Source organism: Bradyrhizobium genosp. A (assembly GCF_049949275.1).
Taxonomy (GTDB): Bacteria; Pseudomonadota; Alphaproteobacteria; order Rhizobiales; family Xanthobacteraceae; genus Bradyrhizobium.
On the sequence record NZ_CP188196.1, the window covers coordinates 2,063,244 to 2,079,042 of the forward strand.

Sequence of the window (15,799 nt, forward strand, 5' to 3'; positions counted from 1 at the left end):
TGGCGCGAATCCCGCTACATTGCCTCTCGCAATGTCCCGCGCACCAAAGCCCCTCTCGCTTTCGACCACACAGGCCCGGCAGATCTGGCTGCACGCCCAACGGCTCGACACGCGCGAGCCGTTCGGGGAGGGCGCGGCAGCCGTCGCGGACGCGGTCTCCCATCTCGGCTATGTGCAGATCGACACCATCAACGTGATCGAGCGCTGCCATCACCACATTCTCTTCAGCCGCATCCCGTCCTATCGCCGAGCCGATCTGCGTCATGCCCAGAGCGTCGACAAAAGCGTGTTCGAATACTGGACCCATGCGCTGTCCTACGTGCCGTCGAACGATTTTCGCTTCTTCCTGCCGGCGATGCGCGAGCACAAGCGCGAGGGGCACAGATGGTATGCCTCGGTGACGCCGGCCGACACGCGCAAGGTGATGCGGCTGTTGCGGGCCGGCCCGCTGACGATCCGCGACATCGAGGACGACGTGCTCACCGAGAAGGAGCATCTGTGGCAGAGCCGAAAACCCTCAAAGCGGGCACTTCAGCTTGCCTTCTACACCGGCGTCGCGACCGTCAGCGCCCGCCAGGGCATGCTCAAGACCTATGATCTGATGACGCGCCATTTTGGCTGGGACAAGCTGCCGAAGCCGGCCTCGCCTAAGGAGATCACGGCCTATCTGCTCGATCGCGCGCTGCGCTCGCAAGGTGTCGTCAGCCTCGATTCAATCTGCCATCTCGATGCGCCGAGCAAGAAGGCGGTAGCTCACCTGATCGCCGCGCGCGTCCGCCGCGGCGAGCTCTTGCCTGTCGCGATCGAGGGCGCCGGCAAGCAGGAGCATTGGGCGATGCCTGCGGCGCTGGAGCCGCATGACGTGTCGCCGGATCTCGTTCATATCCTGTCGCCGTTCGATCCGCTGATCATCCAGCGCAAGCGTACCAATCTCATCTTCGGCTACAACCATCTGTTCGAGGCCTATGTGCCGAAGGCCAAGCGCAAGCTCGGCTATTTCGCGCTGCCCGTGCTGGTCGGCGACGAGATCGTCGCCGCGCTCGACCTCAAGACCGACCGGCAGGCCAAGAAGCTGTTGATGCAGAAATGGACCTGGCTCGGGCAGGGCAAGAAGACGGCGGGGCGGAAGGAGTTCAAGCAGAAGATCGAGGACGAGCTTGATCGGTTTGAGCGGTTTCAGCTGACGGAGTGAAGGCGTGCGCCACAACGCCCGTCTCGTAGGGTGGGCAAAGCGAAGCGTGCCCACCATTGTCATGGTGTAAAGGAAAATGGTGGGCACGGCGCTAGGGCGCCTTTGCCCACCCTACGGGACCACGCAACGCGACCAAACGATCGAGCCAGACGCCGACAACGATACCGGCGACATACGCCACCAGATTCCACAGCGAGAAGATGCGCCCCAGCAACAGTGCGCCGGCCGTGGTGAGCCGGAACGCGTCGAGCCAGGGCGTATGCACCATCCTGGAAAACTCGACCACGACCGCAATCGCCATTGTGATGACCGCAAGTTGGCTCCGTGTCAGCCACGGCAGCAAGACCCCGACCAGCAACACCACCATCGTGGCCCAGAGCAGCGAGCCGCCGTACTTCACCACGAAGGCGGGAAGGCCGAGCGGAAAGCCGTACCAGCGTAACGACAGCCCGCATGCGATCACGACCAGCGCCAGGCACGCGCGGATCAGCATGCTCGATCGCAATGCAATGGTCTTGACTGGCTGCGCTCCGTGCATGGCTTCCATTGACTCTTTGCCCGTGATGCTGAAAACGGCGTTCTAGCCCACAAAAGCAACAATCGGGGGAAGCCATGAGCCAGACCACAACCTATACCGGTTCCACGGGAGCCAAGTCGGAAATTGAAACTTCGACCATCCGCACCATCTCCTGGCGCCTGATCCCGTTCCTGGTGCTGGCCTACTTCTTCTCCTATCTCGACCGCGTCAATCTCGGCTTCGCCGCGCTGACCATGAATGCCGAGCTGAAGTTCACGCCGCTGATCTTCTCCTGGGGCGCCGGCATCTTCTTCATCGGCTATTTCATCTTCGAGGTGCCGAGCAACCTCGCGCTGGAGAAGTTTGGAGCCAGCCGTTGGATCGCCCGCATCATGGTGACGTGGGGCATCATCTCGGCGCTGATGGCGCTGGTGAACGGCGTGACGAGCTTCTACGTCCTGCGCTTCCTGCTCGGCGTTGCCGAAGCCGGCTTCTTCCCCGGCATCATCCTCTATCTCACCTATTGGTATCCGGCCGAATATCGCGGCCGCTTCCTTGCGGCCTTCGCGATCGCCGTGCCGGTCTCGACCGTGATCGGCGCGCCGATCTCGGGCCTGCTGCTCGGGCTCGACGGCGCGATGGGGCTGAAGGGCTGGCAGTGGCTGTTCATTCTCGAGGGCATTCCCTCGGTGCTGCTCGGCATCGTCACCTGGTTCTATCTCACCGACAGACCGGAGAAGGCGGACTGGCTCTCGGCCGATCAGAAGGCCTGGCTCAAGGGGCGGCTCGATTCCGAGATCGCGGCCAAGCAGGCCGTGAAGCATCTGTCGCTCGGTGAAGCCTTGTCCTCGCCGAAGGTCATCACCCTGAGCCTGGTCTATTTCGGCTTCGTCGGCGCGCTTTATGGCATGCAGTTCTGGCTGCCGCAGATCGTGAAAGCGTTCGGTCTCACCAACGCCCAGACCGGCTTCGTCACCGCGATCCCCTATATGTTCGGCACTGTCGCCATGATCCTGTGGGCACGGCATTCGGACGCCACGCGTGAGCGCGTGATGCATGTCGGTGCGCCCATGATCCTGATCGCGGTCGCGCTCGCCATCTCCAGCTACCTCACCGATCCCACCGTGACGATGGTGGCGCTGACCTTCGCCGCGATTGGCGTGTTCTGCGTGTTCGGCGTATTCTGGACCTTGCCGACCGCCTGGCTCTCCGGCACGGCCGCGGCCGGCGCCATCGCGCTGATCAATTCGATCGGCAATCTCGCCGGCTTCGGCGGCCCGTATCTCATCGGCTGGGTCAAGGAATCCACCGGCCAGACTTCGACCGGCCTTCTGGTGCTCGCCGTGCTGCCTTTGCTCGCCGGCATTTTGGTTTTCATCGGCGGCCACGAGAGCAAGCACGAGTTCGCCGAACAGGGGCGGTAGCGCCGCATTCGCACTGCGTAGCCCGGATGGAGCGAATCGAAATCCGGGCTGCGGCTAATCCACGTCGGCCGATCTTGGTGGACCAGCCAAGCCGAGAAACACCAGCATCGCGCGATTGAGGCGCAAGAGGTCTTCGTCGTCGAGGCGTCCGATCAGCCTTGCGATCTTGGCTCTCGATACCGTGGTTATCTTATCGACCATTAACCAGGACTGAGCGCGAAGGCCATTGCGTTCATTTGGATTGATCTGCAATCGGAAGATTGGCGCTTCAATTTCGTAGGTCGTCAATGGGCAAACCGTAACCGAGTCCGTTACGTCGAAACTGGTGTCCTGTACGATGACAGCGGGACGTGGCTTTCCGGTGCAATCCTTTCCGGAGGTGGTCCAGATTTCGCCACGCTCCATTCGTTCACCAAAGGCCATTCCGCGACTGCTGCGAAATTGTTATTCGGTCTCGTCAGGCCAATTCGAGATGGAATCGACGAAGGCCTGTTCTTCGGCTGCATGTGGGCTCGTCGCCGCCGCCAGCGACTGCCGATGCGCTTCTGCCTTGAAGGCGGCGGAGCGTACATCTGGCACCCAGATCTGGATTGGACGGAGCCCTTGCGCGCGGAGCCGCTCGCGATGCTCGCGTACCTTGGCTCGCGACGACTTTGGCTTTGAAGAAGAGGGCATGGTTCTCTCCCCTTGGTTACATGTAACCTTAGCACGATAAGGGGCCCACCCCCTTAACGATCACGCTTTCCTGATGACTGACGATTATTGACTTTTATCAGTGATTAGTCGACATTCCTCTCATTGTAGCGCGGGAGTGTCCTCCGATGTTCGTTCGGTCCGTTTTGTCCAGCTATTCCAGGCTCTTGGCGGGTGTGTCGCTGGCTCTGATGGCCGCTGCGCTGGCCGGGTGTAATGATACCGTGGCGCAAAAGGCCGAGCCGCCGCGGCCGGTCCTGGTTGCAACCGCCCATTATGATGCCGAGACTCCGGAGCGCAGCTTCGTCGGCACCATCAAACCCCGGATCGAGAGTGACCTGGGGTTCCGCGTCGCCGGCAAAGTTGCAAAACGCCTCGTGGAGGTCGGCCAGACCGTCGAGATTGGCCAGCCGCTCGCCACCCTCGATGAGATCGATCTGAAGCTGCAGGCCGAGCAGGCCGTCGCCGAGCAGACCGCCGCCACCGGCGTGCTGGCCTAGGCCGCCGCCGCCGAGCAGCGCGCCAAGGACCTGAAGGCCAAGGGCTGGACCACGGATGCGGCGATGGATTCAAGCCGCGCTGCTGCCGATGAGGCCCGTGCGCGCCTCGACCGCGCCGTCCGCTCGGTCGAGTTGACCAAGAATTCTCTTTCCTACGCGACGCTCAACGCCGACGCCCGTGGCGTCGTCACCGCAACGCTGATCGAGCCCGGCCAGGTGGTTGCCGCAGGCCAGACCTCGATCCGTGTCGCCCGCTTTGCCGAAAAGGAAGCGGTCGTCGCGATCCCTGAGACGCTGGTCGGACGTGCCAAATCGGGCGCCGCCAGCGTCACCCTTTGGTCGGAGCCGGACAAGAAGTACACGGCGAAGCTGCGCGAGATCGCGCCCACCGCGGATTCCGCGACGCGCACCTATCTCGCAAAGTTCTCGCTGCCCGAGGCCGGCGACAAGGTTTCACTCGGCATGACCGCGACGCTGACGTTGTCGGACGCCGCCACCGAGCGCGTCGCGCGGCTGCCGTTGTCGGCGCTGTTCAACGAAGGCGGCAAGCCGTCCTTCTACGTCGTCGACGACAATGGCGCGGTCACGCTGAAGCCTGTCGCGGTGAAGTCGTACGACAGCAACGACGTCGTCATCACCAGCGGTGTCGACGAGGGCGCCAAGATCGTCACGCTCGGCGTGCAGAAGCTCGATCCCGGCCAGAAGGTGCGGGTCGTGTCGTCGCTGTCCTTCTGAGCGTTAGAGCATGATCCGGAAAAGTGTGTAGCGGTTTCCGATCAAGATCATGCTCAGAGAATAGAGAGTTACGTCGTGTGAGGTGAGTTTCGGCCCCAGCGCAAATGCAAGGGCTGAAGCGGCGAAGCGATCCAGAACCTGCCCAGCCCCCTGGATTGCTTCGCTGCCTCGCGACGACGCCTTGAACAGAGCGGCTGTCGTTTTTGGCAATTGGATCGTTTTTTCCGGAGAGTGCGATGAAGCGCTTTAACCTTTCGGCCTGGGCCGTCAGCCATCCGACGCTGGTCCTGTTCCTGATGCTTGTGCTCGGCGTCGCCGGCTTCTTCTCCTATCAGAAGCTCGGCCGCGCCGAGGATCCGTTCTTCACGGTGAAGGTGGTCAACGTCTCCGTGATGTGGCCGGGTGCGACCGCGCAGGAGATGCAGACCCAGGTCGCGGATCCCATCGAGAAGAAGATCCAGGAGCTGCCTTACTTCGAGAAGGTGCAGACCTATTCCAAGCCCGGCTTCACCGCGCTCCAGGTGACCTTCCGCGACTCCACGCCGCCGAAGGACGTCCCGTTCCTTTTCTATCTCTTGCGCAAGAAGCTGGTCGACGTGCAGGGCCAGCTGCCCGCAGGGATCCTGGGCCCGGTCGTCAACGACGAATTCTCTGACGTCGACGCCATCCTCTACATGATGACCGGCGACGGCGCCGACTACGCCCAGCTCAAGAAGGTTTCGGAAGGTTTCCGTCAGCGCCTGCTCAAGGTGCCCGGCGTGACCAAGGTCGACGTCTACGGCAATCAGGACGAACGCATCTTCGTCGAGTTCAGCCACGCCAAACTCGCCACGCTCGGCATCACGCCGCAGGCGCTGTTCGATTCGCTCGCCAAGCAGAACAACGTGACGCCGGCCGGTACGGTCGAGACCTCGTCGCAGCGCGTGCCGCTGCGCGTCACCGGTGCGCTCGACGGCGCCAAGGCAGTGGCCGAGACCCCGGTCGAGAGTAACGGCCGCGTGTTCCGCCTCGGCGATATCGCCACCGTTACCCATGGTTATGTCGATCCGCCGAGCTTCGTCGTGCGCCAGGAAGGCAAGCCTGCGATCGGTATCGGCGTCGTCACCGCCAAGGGTGCCAACATCCTCGACCTCGGCAAGGAGGTCGAGAAGGCGACGGCTGAATTCATGAAGGCGGTGCCGCAGGGCGTCGACGTCAACCTGATCGCCGATCAGCCCAAGGTGGTCGAGCACGCCGTCGGCGAGTTCGTGCACTCCTTCATGGAGGCGCTCGTCATCGTGCTGTTCGTCTCGTTCCTGGCGCTGGGCTGGCGCACCGGCATCGTGGTCGCGCTCTCCGTGCCGCTGGTGCTCGGCATCGTCTTCATCGTCATGAACACGATGTCGCTCGACCTGCATCGCATCACGCTGGGTGCGCTGATCATCGCGCTCGGCCTGCTGGTCGATGACGCCATCATCGCGGTCGAGATGATGGTGGTGAAGATGGAGCAGGGCTGGGACCGGTTTCGCGCGGCGTCGTTTGCCTGGGAATCTACTGCGTTTCCGATGCTCACGGGAACGCTGGTCACGGCCGCTGGCTTCCTCCCCATCGGCTTTGCCAATTCCGCGGTCGGCGAATATGCCGGCAGCATCTTCTGGATCGTGGCGATCGCGCTGGTTGCCTCCTGGTTCGTGGCGGTGATCTTCACGCCCTATATCGGCGTCATGCTGCTGCCCAACATCAAGGTGCACCACAACCACGACCCGCATGCGGTCTACGAGACCCGCATGTACCGCGGCCTGCGCGCCGTCGTGCAATGGTGCGTCAACCACCGCATCACCGTGGTGGCCGCGACCGTCGGCGTCTTCATTGCGTCCATCGTCGGCTTCGGCCATGTCCAGCAGCAGTTCTTCCCGCTGTCGGAACGGCCCGAGTTGTTCCTCCAGCTGCGCCTGCCTGAGGGGACCGCTTTCAACGTCACCGAGAAGGCGGTGAAGAAGGCCGAGACGCTGCTCAAGGATGACAAGGATATCGAAACTTATACGTCTTATGTCGGCCAGGGCTCGCCGCGCTTCTGGCTTGGTCTCAACCCGCAGCTGCCGAACGAGGCCTTTGCCGAGATCGTCATCGTCGCCAAGGGCGTCGAGGCGCGCGAACGGGTCAAGGCCAAGATCGAGGGCGCGGTTGCCGACGGCATGCTGACCGAAGCGCGCGTGCGCGTCGATCGCTTCAATTTTGGTCCGCCGGTCGGCTTCCCCGTGCAGTTCCGCGTGATCGGCCCCGACGCCAACAAGGTGCGCGAGATCGCCTACCAGGTTCGCGACGTCATGCGGCAGAACAAGAACGTCAAGGACGTCCAGCTCGACTGGAACGAGCAGTCGCCCTACCTCAAGCTCGTCGTCGACCAGGACCGCGCCCGCGCCATGGGTCTCACCCCGCAGGACGTCTCCCAGGCGCTGTCCATGCTGATATCGGGTGCGCAGGTCACGACCGTGCGTGATGGCATCGAGAAGGTCGGCGTGGTTGCGCGCGCGATCCCGTCTGAGCGCCTCGATCTCGGTGGCGTCGGCGATCTCACCATCACGTCGAAGAACGGCGTCGCCGTGCCGTTGCAGCAGATCGCCAAGATCGAATATGCCCACGAGGAGCCGATCATGTGGCGGCGTAACCGCGACATGGCGATCACCGTGCGCTCCGACGTCGTCGACGGCGTGCAGGCGCCCGACGTTACCAACCAGATCACGCCGAAGCTGCAGGCCATCAAGGACTATCTCGAGCCAGCCTACCGCATCGAGCCGGGTGGCGCGTTCGAGGAATCCGCCAAGGGCAACGCCTCGATCTTCATCCTCTTCCCGGTGATGGTCATGGTGATGCTGACGCTGCTGATGATCCAGCTGCAGAGCTTTTCGCGCCTGTTCCTGGTGTTCCTGACGGCGCCGCTTGGCATCGTCGGTGCCTCACTCGGCCTCAACGTCGCCAATGCCCCGTTTGGTTTCGTGGCGCTGCTCGGCCTGATCGCGCTCGCCGGCATGATCATGCGCAACGCCGTCATCCTGGTCGATCAGATCGAGACTGACGTCTCGCATGGCCTGCCCCGGCGCGAGGCGATCGTGGAGGCGACCGTTCGGCGCGCCCGTCCGGTGGTGCTGACGGCGCTCGCCGCCATCCTCGCCATGATCCCCCTGTCGCGCTCGGCGTTCTGGGGCCCGATGGCGATCACCATCATGGGCGGTCTGTTCGTCGCGACCTTCCTGACGCTGCTGTACCTGCCGGGCCTCTATGCCCTGTGGTTCAGGAAGAGCCTCGATGAGGCCGGTACGCCCGAGCAGCCTGCTGCGCCGCAGCATGGCAGCGATGACCAGCACACAATTCCGCTTGCTGAAGCGGCTGAATAAGTGAGAAGACTGCTGACGAACGAGTCCTGATTGATGGCCCTTATTTCGGAACATATCGAAGGCGACACCCGGGATCGTATCCTCGAGGTGGCCGAGCGGCTGTTCCGCCAGATCGGCTATCAGAAGACCACGGTCGGGGACATCGCCAAAGAGCTCAGGATGAGCCCCGCCAACGTCTATCGCTTCTTCGAGTCGAAGAAGGCGATCCATCAGTCGGTGGCACGGGCGTTGATGGGCGAGGTCGAGCTCGAGGCGCAGCGGATCGTGGCGAGGCCCGGTCCGGTGCTCGAGCGCTTCCGCGAGCTGCTCACCACCATCAACCGGATGAACACCGAGCGCTATGTCGGCGATTCCAAGCTGCATGAGATGGTCGAGATCGCCATGCAGGAGGACTGGGACGTCTGTGTCACCCATATGGAGTGCATTGCCGGGTTCATCGGCCAGATGATCGCCCAAGGCGCCGCCTCCGGCGAGTTCGAGGCGCCCGACCTGCAACTGGCCTCGCTCTGCGCCTGCACCGCCATGATGCGCTTCTTCCACCCCCAGATGATCGCCCAGTGCGCCACCAAGCCGGGCCCGAGCATCGACCAGATGATCGATTTCGTCATCGCGGGTCTGTCGCCGCGCCACTGACGGGCGGGCGGGTTTCCTTTTATAAGCGGATATGCCGCCCGGCAAACGATGGCGGGCAAGGACGGATCCACAAACACCGTCATTGCGAGCGCAGCGAAGCAATCCAGATTTTCTCCGCGGAGGGATTCTGGATTGCTTCGCTGCGCTCGCAATGACGAGAAGGAAGCAGCGCGTGACCGACAAAGACTTGTACTTTTACGAGCCCTCCAAGGGCCACGGCCTCAAGCACGATCCCTTCAACGCCATCATCGCGCCGCGGCCGATCGGCTGGATTTCCTCGCGTGACAGCAAGGGCCACGTCAATCTGGCGCCCTACAGCTTTTTCAACGCCTTCTGCTACGTGCCGCCGATCATCGGTTTCTCCTCCACCAACTGGAAGGACTCGGTCGAGAACATCCAGCAGACCGGCGAATTCGTCTGGAATCTCGCCACGATGGATCTCGCCAAGCACATGAACGCGACCGCCGCGCATGTCGCGCCTGAGGTCGATGAGTTCGAGATCGCGGGCCTCACCGCCGTCCCGGGCAAGCTCGTCAACGTGCCGCGCGTCGGCGAGAGTCCGGTCGCCTTTGAATGCAAGGTCTCCGACATCGTCCGCCTCAAGGGCGCCGACGGCAAGGAGGCCGATGCCTGGCTGACGCTCGGCGAGGTCGTCGCCGTCCACATCGACAAGGCCATGATCAAGGACGGCGTCTACCAGACCGCCGCGGCCCGCCCGATCGTGCGCGCCGGCCGCCGCGGCGACTATTTCGAGATCAAGCCGGAAAACATGTTCGAGATGGTCCGGCCGGATTAGGCCACAAATCTCTCCACGCCGTCATTCCGGAGCGCACGAAGCGCGTGCCCGGAATCCATTGGGCCGCGGGGCGCTGGATGAATGGATTCCGGGCCCGCGCCAATCGGCGCGTCCCGGAATGACACCCTCCCGGAACTGCTAGCACGCCCAACCGTTATGGCCCGGGGCCGCCCGGCCGCGTCAATTCCTTTCATTTTGCCCGCGAAGTCTTCACTTCCGCCGGCCAGTTTCCGCTAAAATACCGATAACCGCGCCGTTGCATGAGGTCCGCCATGAGCTTCCGCCGCGACACCATCACCAAGCCGATTTTCTCCTGGGCGCGCGGCGTGCTGCCGGCGATGTCCGACACCGAGCGCGAGGCGCTGGAGGCCGGCGACGTCTGGTGGGACGCCGATCTCTTCACAGGCAATCCCGACTGGTCCAAGCTGCTGAAGATTCCGCAGGCAACGCTGACGGACGAGGAGCGGGCTTTCCTCAACGGTCCCGTCGACGAGCTCTGCGCCATGCTCGACGAGTGGAAGATCTTTTGGGAATGGCGCGACCTGCCGCAGGACGCATGGGCCTTCATCAAGCACGAAAAATTCTTCGGCATGATCATCCCGAAGGAATTTGGCGGCCTCGGCTTCTCGCCCTATGCGCACTCGGAAGTGGTGCGAAAAATCTCGACCCGCTCGATCGCGGCCGCGGTCACCGTGATGGTGCCGAACTCGCTCGGCCCCGGCGAGCTCCTGATGCGCTTCGGAACGAAAGAGCAGCAGGAGCGCTGGCTGCCGCGCCTGGCAGATGGCCGCGACATTCCCTGCTTCGGCCTCACCAGCCCGGAGGCCGGCTCCGATGCCGCCTCGATGGTCGACACCGGCATCATCTGCAAGGGCACCTTCGAGGGCCGCGAGGTGCTGGGCCTGAAGCTCAACTGGCACAAGCGCTACATCACGCTCGGCCCCGTCGCGACGCTGCTGGGTCTCGCCTTCAAGGCCTATGACCCCGACCACCTCGTCGGCGATCAGGAGGAGCTCGGCATCACCGTGGCATTGATCCCGACCAATCTGCCCGGCGTCGAGATTGGCCACCGCCATCTGCCGTCGATGCAGGTGTTCCAGAATGGCCCAAACTGGGGCCGCGACGTCTTCATTCCGCTCGACTATGTCATCGGCGGCCAAGAGCGGCTCGGGCAGGGCTGGAAGATGTTGATGACGGCGCTTGCTGCCGGCCGCGGCATCTCGCTGCCGTCGCTCTCCGCCGCGGGCGCCGCCTTTGCCGCGCGCACCACCGGCGCCTACGCCCGCATCCGCGAGCAGTTCGGCATCTCGATCTCCAAATTCGAGGGTGTCGAGGAGCCGCTCGCGCGCATTGTTGCGACCGCCTACCAACTCGATGCGGCGAGGCGGCTCACCTGCGCGGCGCTGAATGCCGGCGTCCATCCCGCCGTGATCTCCGGCATCATGAAGCTGCACGCCACCGAGCGGATGCGGATCGCGGTTGACGACGCCATGGACATCCATGGCGGCAAGGCCGTGATCGACGGTCCGCAGAACTATCTCGGCAATCTGCACCGCGCTGTGCCCGTGGGCATCACGGTCGAGGGCGCCAACATCCTCACCCGCAATCTCATCGTGTTCGGGCAGGGCGCGATCCGCGCGCATCCCTATCTGCTCGACGAGATGAATGCGCTCGCCGACACCGACCGTGAACGGGGCCTCGCCGCGTTCGACAAGGCGTTCTGGAAGCATATCGGCCACAGTTTTCAGACCCTGCTCCGCGCCTTCGGCCGGAGCTGGACCTTTGGCGCCTTTGCGCTTGCGCCCGATGCAGGTGACGCCACGCCATTCTATCGTCAGCTCTCGCGCTACTCGGCGGCGTTCGCACTCTGCGCCGACATGGCGCTGCTCACACTCGGCGGCGCGCTGAAGCGCAAGGAGATGCTGTCGGCGCGCTTCGGCGACATCCTCTCTGAGCTGTACTTGCTCTCCGCCGCACTAAAGCGCTGGCAGGACGAGGGCCGGCAGAAGGAAGATTTTGCCGCGCTGGAATGGTGCATGGCGACCGGCTTCAGGACGATCGAGAACCGGTTCGCCGAAATCCTCGCCAACCTGCCCAATCGCTTCGTCGCCGTGATCCTCAAGCTCGTGGTCCAGCCGTTCGGCGCGCGCGTGCTCGGCCCGTCCGACCGCGTCGTGCATCAATGCGCGAGCCTCGTGCTGGAGCCCTCGGCCGCGCGCGATCGGCTCACGCCGGATCTCGCTTATGTCGACGACGACAGCGGCTTCGCCCGGCTGGAACGCGCGTTCAAGCTGGTCGCGGGGACCGACGCCATCGCCAAGCGCATGCGCGCCGCGCATATCCGCGACTGGAAGGACGCCGTCACCAAGGGCGTGATCACGCAGGCGGAAGGTGAGCAGCTCGCGGCCGCTCAGGAAGCCGTCACAAAAGTCATCGAGGTCGACGATTTTGCGCCGGAAGCGCTGTCGCCGATTTACAAGAAATCCGGCGACGTGCATCAGTTCTTCCAGGAACTCGGTGAACAGAGGGCGGCGAGCTGATGGCACGACCGGTTTTCATCGTCGACGGTAGCCGGACGCCGTTTCTGAAGGCGCGCTCGGGGCCGGGCCCGTTCACGCCAGTCGATCTCGCCGTGCAATGCGGCCGGCCGCTGTTGGCGCGCCAGCCGTTTTCGCCGACCGATTTCGACCAGGTCATCCTCGGCTGTGTCAACGTGATCGCGGACGAGATGAACCCGGCCCGCGTTGCCGCGCTCCGGCTCGGCATGGGCGAGGACATGGTTGCCTTTACCGTGCAGATCAATTGCGGCTCCGGCATGCAGTCGATCGACACCGCCTACCGCTACATCCGCGAAGGCCACGCCGACATGATCCTGGCCGGCGGCACCGAGGCGCTCAGCCACGCGCCGCTGGTCTGGCCGAACTCTGGCGTGCGCTGGTTCGCCGGTCTCGCCACTGCAAGGGGCGTGGCCGCGAAGCTCGCCGCCGCGTTCAAGCTGCGACCGCGCTATCTCAAGCCGATCATCGGCCTCGAGCGCGGGCTGACCGATCCCATCACCGAATTGAACATGGGGCAGACCGCCGAAGTCGTCGGCCATCTCTTCGGCATTACGCGCGCCGAGTCCGACGCCTACGCCGCCGAGAGCCATCGGCGCCTTGCGCACGCGCAGGCCGAGGGCTTTCTGAAGGGCGAGGTTGAGACCGCCTTCTCCCGCGGCGGAAAATTCTTCGACCATGATGACGGCGTGCGTCCGGACTCCACGGCCGAGACGCTGGCAAAACTCCAGCCGGTGTTCGAACGCCCCTGGGGCCAGGTCACCGCGGGCAATTCCTCGCAGATCACCGACGGCGCCTCCTGGGTGATCCTCGCCTCAGACGCGGCGGTCGCAAAGCACAAGCTGACGCCGAAGGCTGCGATCGTCGACAGCAACTGGGCCGCGCTCGATCCTGCTATCATGGGGCTCGGCCCCGTCATGTCGGCGACGCCGCTGCTGACCCGCAACAACCTCACACTCCAGGACGTCGAGACCTGGGAGCTGAACGAAGCCTTCGCCACGCAAGTGCTCGGCTGTCTCGCCGCCTGGAACGACGACAAGTTCTGCCGCGAGATTCTCAGGCTCGATGGCGCGGCCGGCGAGATCGACCGTGAAAAACTCAATGTCGACGGCGGTGCGATCTCGCTCGGCCATCCCGTCGGCACCTCCGGCAACCGCATCGTGCTGCATCTCGTCAATGCGATGAAGCGGCTGGGCACAAGGCGCGGAATTGCCACCGAATGCATCGGCGGCGGACTCGGCGGCGCGATGCTGATCGAGGCGGTGTGACCATGGATTCCAAGATCATGACCGCGCTCGGCGACCGTGTGCTCTCGCTCGGGCCCCAGCCAGCAGAAGACGGTCCGTACAAGCATTTCAAGCTGACGCGTGATGCCGACGGTGTCGCCTGGCTGCTGTTCGACCGGGCCGATGCCAGCGCCAATACGCTGTCCTCCGATGTGATGGAGGAGTTCGACGCCGTTCTCGCCGCGATCGAGACGGAGCGGCCCGCCGGCCTCGTGATCCGCTCGGCAAAACCGTCCGGCTTCATCGCCGGTGCCGACGTCAACGAATTCCGTGGCGCCAGCGATCCCGCGATGGTGGAAACCCGCATCCGCGCCGCGCATGCGGTAGTGGATCATCTTGAAGCGCTCAAGCTGCCGACGGTCGCGGTCATACACGGTTTTTGCCTCGGCGGCGGGCTCGAGGTTGCGCTCGCCTGCCAGTCGCGCATCGCCATCGACGGCGCGCGCTTTGGCTTCCCGGAGGTCATGCTGGGCCTGCATCCCGGCCTCGGCGGCACCGCGCGTTTCACCGCGCTGGTCAATCCGACCCAGTCGATGGCCTTGATGCTGACCGGCCGCACCATCGATGCGCGTCGCGCCAAGTCGCTCGGCCTCGTCGACAGCGTGACGCAGGAGCGCCACGTCCGCAACGCCGTGAAGGATGTGCTGTTCGGCCGCCTGAAGCGGGCCAAGCCCGGCCTGCTCACCCGTGCGGCCAATCTCGGCCCGGTGCGCGGGCTGCTTGCCAAACGCATGCGCTCGGAGGCGGCGAAGGCCGCGCCGCGCGAGCATTATCCCGCGCCGTACGCGCTGATCGATCTCTGGGAGACGCATGGCGGCGGCAAAGCTGCGATGTTGAGGGCGGAGCAGGCGTCCTTCGCCAAGCTGATGGTGACTCCGACCGCGCAAAATCTGATCCGCGTGTTCTTCTTGCGCGAGCAGATGAAGAAGGCGGCCGGCTCCGGCAACACGGTCAAGCACGTCCATGTCATCGGCGCCGGCGCCATGGGCGGCGATATCGCGGCCTGGTGCGCAGGGCAGGGGTTAAGAGTCTCGCTGGCCGACATGAAGGCCGAGCCGATTGCAGGTGCGGTCAAGCGCGCGGCCGAGCTTTACGGCAAGATCTTCCGCAAGCCGACCGAGGTCCGCGACGCGCTCGATCGCCTGATCCCCGATATGGACGGCGAGGGCGTCCGCAACGCCGATCTGATCATCGAGGCGGTGCCGGAAAAGCTCGAGCTCAAGCAGAAGGTCTATGCCGGCCTCGAGCCCAAGATGAAGCCGGGCGCGATTCTCGCCACCAACACGTCGAGCATTCCGCTTCAGGATCTGCGCACCAATTTGTCGCGGCCGGAGCGGCTCGTCGGCCTGCATTTCTTCAATCCGGTGTCGCGGCTGCAGCTGGTCGAAATCGTCAGCCATGACGGCAACGAGCCAGAGGTGCTTAAGGAAGCGCTCGCTTTCGTCGGCGCGATCGACCGTTTGCCGCTGTCGGTGAAGAGCTCGCCGGGCTTCCTCGTCAACCGCGCGCTGACGCCCTACATGCTGGAAGCGATGGTGATGCTGGACGAGAAGATCGACCAGCGCCTGATCGATGCTGCCGCGGAGCAGTTCGGTATGCCGATGGGGCCGATCGAGCTGGCCGATCAGGTCGGCCTCGACATCTGTCTCGACGTCGGCGACATGCTGCGCACCAGGTTTGGTGACTTGCTGCCGCCCACGCCCGCATGGTTGCGCGAAAAAGTCGCCAAGGGCGAGCTCGGCCGCAAGACCGGCAAGGGGTTTTACACCTGGAAGGACGGCAAAGCGGAGAAGGCGCCATTGCCGGAGACCGGTCCGCGCGTGACCGACCAGATGATCGACCGCCTGGTGCTGCCGATGTCCAATGTCTGCGTCGCGTGCCTGCGCGAAGGCATCGTCGACGATCCCGATGCGGTCGACGGCGCCATGATCTTCGGCACCGGCTACGCGCCGTTCCGCGGTGGGCCGTTGAATTACGCGCGTGCACGCGGCGTGGAGAATGTCGTATCGACCATGCGCGCGCTGGCCGACCGATTCGGTGGGCGTTTCGCGCCAGATCCGGGCTGGGACAATTTCAAGTGAGCAGATTTCACGC

11 protein-coding genes and 1 pseudogene are annotated in these 15,799 nt (G+C 64.1%); 9 read left to right on the forward strand and 3 right to left on the reverse strand.

Translation table 11 applies throughout. From position 1 onward, the window contains the following. Positions 1-31 precede the first annotated feature (31 nt). Positions 32-1,192: a winged helix-turn-helix domain-containing protein gene (locus ACP2YP_RS09605; protein ID WP_426423893.1), complete on the forward strand. Its 1,161-nt coding sequence runs from the start codon at positions 32-34 to the stop codon at positions 1,190-1,192. A gap of 91 nt (positions 1,193-1,283) precedes the next feature. Here the strand turns inward: ACP2YP_RS09605 and ACP2YP_RS09610 are convergent, their stop codons facing one another. Then, entirely contained in the window at positions 1,284-1,730 is a 447-nt protein-coding gene (locus ACP2YP_RS09610) for a DUF2809 domain-containing protein (protein ID WP_426426098.1), read from the reverse strand. 74 nt (positions 1,731-1,804) lie between these two features. Here ACP2YP_RS09610 and ACP2YP_RS09615 point away from each other — a divergent pair, with 74 nt between their 5' ends. Beyond that, complete coding sequence (locus ACP2YP_RS09615) at positions 1,805-3,133, forward strand: MFS transporter (RefSeq protein WP_426423894.1); 1,329 nt, start codon at positions 1,805-1,807, stop codon at positions 3,131-3,133. Between the two features lie 54 nt (positions 3,134-3,187). On the opposite strand, the gene ACP2YP_RS09620 is transcribed toward ACP2YP_RS09615, so the two are convergent. Next, positions 3,188-3,556, reverse strand: coding sequence for a type II toxin-antitoxin system PemK/MazF family toxin (locus tag ACP2YP_RS09620; protein WP_426423895.1), 369 nt, complete (start codon positions 3,554-3,556; stop codon positions 3,188-3,190). 21 nt (positions 3,557-3,577) lie between these two features. Next, positions 3,578-3,808, reverse strand: coding sequence for an antitoxin MazE family protein (locus tag ACP2YP_RS09625; RefSeq protein ID WP_426423896.1), 231 nt, complete (start codon positions 3,806-3,808; stop codon positions 3,578-3,580). Between the two features lie 146 nt (positions 3,809-3,954). On the opposite strand from ACP2YP_RS09625, the pseudogene ACP2YP_RS09630 reads away from it, so the two are divergent. From ACP2YP_RS09630 to ACP2YP_RS09660, 7 genes and pseudogenes are all read left to right on the forward strand, one after another. Next, a pseudogene (locus tag ACP2YP_RS09630) lies at positions 3,955-5,061 on the forward strand (efflux RND transporter periplasmic adaptor subunit). A 236-nt stretch (positions 5,062-5,297) separates the two neighbouring features. Continuing rightward, positions 5,298-8,435, forward strand: a complete 3,138-nt coding sequence (locus ACP2YP_RS09635) for an efflux RND transporter permease subunit (protein WP_426423897.1) — start codon at positions 5,298-5,300, stop codon at positions 8,433-8,435. Between the two features lie 33 nt (positions 8,436-8,468). Continuing rightward, a complete protein-coding gene (locus ACP2YP_RS09640; protein WP_426423898.1) occupies positions 8,469-9,068 on the forward strand; it encodes a TetR/AcrR family transcriptional regulator in 600 nt (199 codons plus the stop codon). Positions 9,069-9,240: 172 nt separating this feature from the next. Continuing rightward, on the forward strand, positions 9,241-9,864 hold the full coding sequence (locus tag ACP2YP_RS09645; protein ID WP_334535825.1) for a flavin reductase family protein: 624 nt from the start codon (positions 9,241-9,243) through the stop codon (positions 9,862-9,864). Positions 9,865-10,136: 272 nt separating this feature from the next. Continuing rightward, positions 10,137-12,404, forward strand: a complete 2,268-nt coding sequence (locus tag ACP2YP_RS09650) for an acyl-CoA dehydrogenase (protein ID WP_426423899.1) — start codon at positions 10,137-10,139, stop codon at positions 12,402-12,404. After that, positions 12,404-13,687 (forward strand): acetyl-CoA C-acetyltransferase, encoded by a 1,284-nt coding sequence (locus ACP2YP_RS09655; RefSeq protein WP_426423900.1) that lies wholly within the window; start codon positions 12,404-12,406, stop codon positions 13,685-13,687. The genes ACP2YP_RS09650 and ACP2YP_RS09655 overlap by 1 nt, the downstream gene beginning before the upstream one ends. Before the next feature lie 2 nt (positions 13,688-13,689). Further along, complete coding sequence (locus ACP2YP_RS09660; protein WP_426423901.1) at positions 13,690-15,786, forward strand: 3-hydroxyacyl-CoA dehydrogenase NAD-binding domain-containing protein; 2,097 nt, start codon at positions 13,690-13,692, stop codon at positions 15,784-15,786. The last annotated feature ends 13 nt before the right edge of the window (positions 15,787-15,799 follow it).